This is a genomic window from Lapillicoccus sp. (genome assembly GCF_036559105.1).
Classification (GTDB): Bacteria; Actinomycetota; Actinomycetes; order Actinomycetales; family Dermatophilaceae; genus Lapillicoccus.
Genome location: NZ_DATBTV010000154.1, coordinates 1 through 5,686 on the forward strand (window position 1 = coordinate 1; position 5,686 = coordinate 5,686).

Sequence of the window (5,686 nt, forward strand, 5' to 3'; positions counted from 1 at the left end):
ATCTACCGGCGCCCGGTGGAGACGCGCACCCAGGGTCAGCGTGAGCTTGCCCTGCTCATCTCCGACGTCGTCACGGAGCAGGTGGCCGCGCTCCTCGGAGTGACCCCGGAGCAGCTCGACCCCCACTACGCCGACGGGGACCCCGACGACTGAACGTCGCGTCAGCCCATGACCGCGATGTCCAGGTCGTAGGCCAGCACCACCGCGCGGGCCAGCAGCGCCTCCTGTTCCTCGCTCAGGAACCCGATCGTGCGCCCGAGAAGCGCCGTCGGAACGGTGATCACGTTGTCGAGGGAGATCGCGCAGTCGTGGTCGAGCCCGTTCGACGCACCCACCCGCACTTCGCTGGACAGCCCTTTCACCGTCGTCGCGATGGGGGCGACGGTCACCTTCGTCATCGCTGCGCGGGCCGCATCCCGGGTGAGGACCACCGCCGGACGAGTCTTGTCCAGACGCACCAGGCAGATCTCCCGCACGGGTCAGTGTTCGATCATCGAGGGGGTGCCCGCCCACCTGACGAGGTCGTCGAGATCGTCCGCCGCGCCCTCACCTCGCAGGATCGCGGCATCGTGCTCAGCCAGCTGACGACGCATCTCCCGTTCCAGCGCGGACGTCACCATGGCGGCACGGCTCGTGGCCTTCCCGGTGGCGACAGTGCGATCCAGGAACGCGACGACCTCGTCCGGCAACCGAACAGCAATCTGCGTACTCATGATCCGATCATACCAAAATGAATCCCGATGTGGGATGCAGGGGTCATCCCGGGATCTGGCGGACCGGGACCTGGGTGGCCGAGACCTGCGCGGGCGGCAGGGGCACCAGCGCGAACAACGGCTCGGCACCGGCCGCGTTGAGGCTGAGCGAGAGGCCGGCCCGTACGGTGCCCTCGGTGGTGCGGACCCACACCTGTCGAGCGCCCGAGACGTCGAGGGTGGCGACGCTGTCGGCCACGATCGAGAACGGGCGCACGTCGACAGTGCCGGACTCGCCGACGACGTAGATCGTCGCGCTGGCGGTGCCGCCGGTCGCGACGAGCATCGCCGACGCGGTGGCACCGGCTGGGAGCGGTGTCCCTGCGACGACGGTGACGGGTTCGGTCGACGTGGTCCAGCCGAAGTCGGACTGGCCGGTCGCCTTCGGGCGGCGCTCGGACATCGCGCCCGCGACGACCGGGTGGTCGGCGCGGACCTGGATCGCGTAGGCGCCGGCGGGCATGGTGCTGAGGTCGACCTCGCGGACCGTGCCGGCGGGTACCCGCACGACACCGTCACCTGGCAACGCGACCGGTCCGTCCTTGGTCAGGGCCCGGGCCTGGACGACGGTCTCCTCCGCCCCGGGTACCGCGACCCGCAGGCGAGCCGGGCCGTTCAGGTAGACCGCGGGCAGGACCTGCTCGTTGGACGGTTCCGCGGCGGGCGAGGCGTCGTCGGCGCCACGACCGACGGCACCGTCGATCCAGCTGTCCTCCAGCACGCCGGTCAGCACGCCACCCGACGCCACGACGTGGACGACGGGTGTGGACTCGGGTCCGACGAGCGCATCGACGAGCAGGCTGGTGCGACCGCGGGGCGGCACCGCGACGTTCCGGCCGTTCGCCGACGGGAGGGTTCCGGACGAGCCGAGGACCGTGACGTCGGCGGTGACCGTGTTGGCGCCGGGGTTCGCGAGCACGACCCGCTCGCGCCGCGTGCTGCCGCCGCCACCGCCGACCAGCCAGAGCTCCGCGCGCGGTGCCTGGCATGCGGTCGCGATGGCCGCGCGGTCGTCGCCCTCGGTGATGACGGTGCTCTGCAGAGCGGACAGGCCTCCCGCGAGCGCGCCCGTGCCGACCACCTGGCCCACCGAAGCGCCGGTGAGGGAGCCCTGGACGAGGGCGCCCCGTTCGTCGGAGGTGCCGACGGGCGTGCCGGCCGGGTTCGCCGTCACGGTGAGCGTCCCCGTGCTGCCGGCGACGTCGACGCCCTGCAGCACTTGTGCCGGCGGGCTGGCCGCCAGGGCCGTGGTCGTCCCGGCCACGGCCGGGACACCGGTCAGCCCTTCGCTCTCGGGCCCCGGGCAGGACAGGACCGCGGTGGCCACCGGGGCGAGCGTGGCGGTCGCGGCGGCCGAGGTGGGGGTGTCGGGGCCCACGCTTGTCGTCCAGGGCACCTGCACCGCCGCATACGTGAGACCGACACCGGCCACGACCGCCGCCCCGGCGCGGACGAGACCCCAGACGGCCGGCCTCACACGAGCCTCCGTGAGCGGCGCGACCCGAACGGGATCGCGAGGAACACGACGGCGGCGAGCAGCGCCAGCTGGGCGAGGAACCATCGCTCGTGCGACGGCGGCAGGTCGGCCTCGAGCCGTCCGGCGGCCGAGGGCAGCAGGTAGGTCGGGGTGCCCGTCGTGGCGACCGGCGTGAGGACCTGTCCGTCGAACGTCACCACGGCGTGAGTCGCCCACTCGGGCGCTTCGGCGAAGACCACCTGTCGCCCGGAGGCCGCGACCGACAGGTCCCGCAGGACCGCGCCGTGCGGACCGTCGACGGGCACCACCTCGAGGGGGCGACCTTCGGCGTTGTCGAGGCGCACTCGCGACGGGGGGACCGGGACGTCGGGCGCGACCGTGGACGGCCTGGCGACGACGCGCCACAGGGTCTGGTCGGCCGTCGACCCGAGCCGGGTGAGGCCGGAGGCCGCGTCCAGCCTTCGGGTCAGCGGGTCGTCCGCCGTCGACATGACGGAGACGAACCCGACGCCGAGGTCGGCGAGGGCGTCGCCGGCACCGCCGGGGATGAGGCCGCCCGAGGCCATGGTGCCGAGCAGCGGCGCGAGCCCGGGATCGGTGACGTCGGCGGGCCGATCGACGTCTCGCATCAAGGCGCCCGGCTCGTTGCCGATCACGGCGAAGTCCAGCCGGTCGGCCCCGGGCGTCAGGACGACGAGGCGGTTGGCGTCGGGCCCGTTGGCCTGCTCGACGGCCACGGCGGGGTAGGTCTCGGACCCGAGCTGGAGCGCGCCGGCGCCGGCCCAGGCGGTGACCCCCGCGGCCACGGCGAGCGCTCCGGCGAGGACCGCGGCGACCGCGCCCGCCACGAACCGGCGCCAGCCGAACCGCCGCTCGCCGAGCACATGGGCGAGCCCGTGCCAGCCGACCAGCAGGATGCCGAGGACGGCGACGACGTAGAGCTCCAGCCCGATCCCGGCCCACACCGTCGCGAGGGTCGGCTGGCCGTCCTCGCCGATGGCCTGGCCGACCCCGACGCGCTCGAAGAGGTAGGCGAGGGCGAGGCCGAGCAGCGCGGTCACCGTAAGCGCGGTGAGGGCGATGCTGCGCGGACGGCCGCCGCTACGGCGAGCCAGGGCGACGATCGCGACGACGAGCGCCGGGACGAAGAGGAGCCCGACCAGCTGGGGGCCCCCGTCGGGCTGGGCCAGCGCGAGCTGCCAGGCCGGCGGGGAGTCGGGGCCGATGTCGAGCAGGCCCTGACCGGTGAGCAGCAGCCACGGCTCCTCGACGAACTGGAGCACCCACGGGCCGAGCAGGGCGATGGGGACGACGGCGAGCACCGCCGCCCGCAGCCGACGCCCCAGACCGGGTGCGACGACCACCGCGACGAGGGCGGCGACGACCCCCACGGCGAGAAGGACCGGCACGAACGCGCCGAGCAGCCCGGCGGCCAGGGCGGCCGCGAACGTCGCGGTCCACGTGCCGTCGCGCTTCATCGCCGACGCGAACCCGGCGACGACGAGCGGCAGCAGGATGTGCGCGATCACCACGGACACGCGGCCTTGGGTGAGTGCAGCCGTGAGGACGCCGCTGGTCCCCCAGGCGAGAGCGACGAGTCCACGGCCCCAACGGGCGCGGGTGGCGACCCGCGCGGCGAGGTATGCGGTGAGTGCCGACAGCGGCATCGCGACGAGGATCAGCCACGAGAGGGTCACGCCGGCCGGTGTGCGGCCGTCGTCCACGTAGGGCACCCACTGCACCAGCCAGGTCAGCCCGGAGAGCACCCCCATCGACGGCGAGGTGTCGAGCGCGTTGCCGAACCCGGCACCGTGCCAGGAGTCGCGGTAGAGGTGCCAGAGGCCGCTGGCGTTCGTCGTGACGCCGAACAGCTCGCCGCCCGCGAGACCGGGCCCCCGTGCGTCGAGCACACCCTGCGTGAGGGCCGTCCGGAAGGTGAGGGCCGACAGGATCGCGCAGGCCAGGACGGCCAGGAAGCCGGGGTGGGTCGCGATCCGCTCCGGCAGCGAGGGCGGCAGCCCGCTGAGGGACTCCGCCTCCTCCGCGACCGGGCCGGACTCGGCGGCCGCCACGTCGCTGGCGGGGGCCCGCTGGGTGCCACTGCGGTCGGGCGTGACGGCGTCCTGCACCCGGTCCCAGGAGGCGCCGAGTGCGGCCCCGGACCCGATGAACAGCCCGGTGAGGTGGCGGCGCCGGACCGTGGTGGCACGGCGGAAGCGCCAGCGCGCCGCGGTGCTCGAGAACGGCCGGCCCAGCGCGCCGATGTCGGAAAGCTCGGCCCACGCGTGTTGCGGTCGTTTGAGCAGGAGCAGGCCGACGGCCGAGAGGACCCCGCTGACCACCGTCCACAGCGCGAGGAACGGCACCGCCAGCGGCGAGCACCGGGTCAGCGCGACACGGCGAGCGGCCCGGCGCTCGGCCAGACGGGTGGTGAGGGGGCCGGCCTGACGCTCGGCGGCGGACCGGGTCCGTCGGACCACGGCACTCGGGACGACGACCACGCGATGGCCGGCCAGCTGCGCCCGCCACCCGAGGTCGAGGTCGGCGCCGGCCGCGGCGAAGGTCGGTTCGAACCCGTCGAGCTCGGTGTAGACGCTGCGACGCACCAGCATGCCGGCGGTGCCGACGGCCAGGACGTCGGTCCGCGTGTCGTACTGGCCCTGGTCGGCCTCCCCGAACGCGGGCGAGTCGACGCGACGCCCCGTGCGGGTGACCTGTCGGCCGAGCTCGACCAGCAGCCGCGGGTTCTCCCAGCGGACCACCTTCGGCCCGGCGATGCCCACGCTGGGCGACCGGCGGACGGCTTCGACCAGTCGCCGCAGCGCGGTCGGCTGTGGCGCGACGGTGTCCTCGAGGACCCACAGCCACTCGGGGCCGCTCGGGGTGGTCGAGCGGGTGGGAGTTGCTAGAGGCTCGGTAGGCGACGGTGCCGGTTCGGGTTCCGGCTCACCCTGGTGGGTAGGGACGTCGGACGCCTCGGACCTCGGCGTGGCGTCGTCGTCGGTATGCGCCGCCTCGTCCGACCCTGCTTCGGCGTCGGTGGGGCCGGCCTCGGTCTCGGTCGGGGTCGCGGCGGACCCGGCCCCGACCGGCTCTGGCGCCTCGGTGCTGTCGGGCGACCCGGTGCTGTCGGGCGACCCGGTGCCGCCTGGCGCTTCGGTGCCGCTTGGCGCCTCGGTGCCCTCGGTGCCCTCGGTGCCGTCGGGCGCCTCGGCGGAGTCAGGGGACTGGCCGGCGCGGGCCGCCGTGTCCGCGGAGGCGTCGGGAACCGACTCGCCCGGTGCGTTGCCGCGGTCCAGCTCGGCCAGGGCCGCACCGACGGCGGCACCGAGGTCGGCCGGCGCGGGCAACCCGATGACGACCAGCTCCGGAACCGAGGTGACCAACCGTTCGTGCGCCTCGACGAGCTCGGTGACCCTGGACAGGACGGAAGCGTTCTTCGAGGAGGCGACCTCGG

At 74.5% G+C, this 5,686-nt stretch carries 5 protein-coding genes; 1 reads left to right on the forward strand and 4 read right to left on the reverse strand.

Annotation, left to right across the window (positions count from 1 at the left end; translation table 11 throughout):
* Positions 1-153, forward strand: coding sequence for a metallopeptidase family protein (locus VIG79_RS18570; protein WP_331888364.1), 153 nt, complete (start codon positions 1-3; stop codon positions 151-153).
* 8 nt (positions 154-161) lie between these two features.
* On the opposite strand, the gene VIG79_RS18575 is transcribed toward VIG79_RS18570, so the two are convergent.
* From VIG79_RS18575 to VIG79_RS18590, 4 genes are all read right to left on the reverse strand, one after another.
* A complete protein-coding gene (locus tag VIG79_RS18575) occupies positions 162-458 on the reverse strand; it encodes a type II toxin-antitoxin system PemK/MazF family toxin (RefSeq protein WP_331888356.1) in 297 nt (98 codons plus the stop codon).
* A 21-nt stretch (positions 459-479) separates the two neighbouring features.
* Positions 480-713, reverse strand: coding sequence for a YlcI/YnfO family protein (locus VIG79_RS18580; RefSeq protein WP_331888358.1), 234 nt, complete (start codon positions 711-713; stop codon positions 480-482).
* 43 nt (positions 714-756) lie between these two features.
* Positions 757-2,229, reverse strand: a complete 1,473-nt coding sequence (locus VIG79_RS18585) for a DUF5719 family protein (protein WP_331888360.1) — start codon at positions 2,227-2,229, stop codon at positions 757-759.
* Positions 2,226-5,686, reverse strand: a 3,461-nt coding sequence (locus VIG79_RS18590; RefSeq protein ID WP_331888362.1) for a glycosyltransferase, incomplete at its 5' end; no start/stop codon positions are given. The genes VIG79_RS18590 and VIG79_RS18585, both read right to left, overlap by 4 nt.

What these genes read in the sequence shown, in the direction of transcription:
- VIG79_RS18580 (WP_331888358.1), bottom strand. Translation starts at nt 713, where the DNA reads ATGAGTACGCAGATTGCTGTTCGGTTGCCGGACGAGGTCGTCGCGTTC.